1 protein-coding gene is annotated in these 467 nt (G+C 64.2%); it reads left to right on the plus strand.

Annotation, left to right across the window (positions count from 1 at the left end; genetic code table 11):
- Positions 1–21 precede the first annotated feature (21 nt).
- Positions 22–467 (plus strand): vitamin K epoxide reductase family protein (locus tag DSC45_RS35565; protein ID WP_240435035.1); only part of this gene is annotated, 446 nt, incomplete at its 3' end.

Consider the following 467-nt stretch of genomic DNA (forward strand, 5'->3'; position numbering starts at 1 on the left):
GACTCTCCCGCGGGCGGGGGTGTGGGTGCTGGGCGTGGGCTCGGGGTGTTGTTGGTGGTGTCGGGTCTTGCGGGGTTGCTTGCGGCGTGGGTGATCACGCTGGACAAGTTCAAGTTGCTGGAGGATCCGGATTTCAAGCCGGCGTGCAGTCTGAATCCGGTGGTGTCCTGCGGGAACATCATGGAGAGCGATCAGGCGGCGGCGTTCGGGTTCCCGAATCCGATGCTGGGGCTCGTGGCGTACGCGGTGATCGTGGCGGTCGGGGTGAGTGTGCTGACGGGGGCGCGGTTCCCGCGGTGGTACTGGCTGGCGATGAATGCCGGGATGCTGTTCGGTGTCGGGTTCTGTACGTGGTTGATGTACCAGTCGCTGTACAGCATCAACTCGCTGTGTCTGTGGTGCTGTCTGGCGTGGGTCGCGACGATCGTCATGTTCTGGTGGGTCACCTCGCACAACGTCCGCCAGGG

Source organism: Streptomyces sp. YIM 130001, from assembly GCF_003574445.1.
GTDB lineage: Bacteria > Actinomycetota > Actinomycetes > Streptomycetales > Streptomycetaceae > Streptomyces.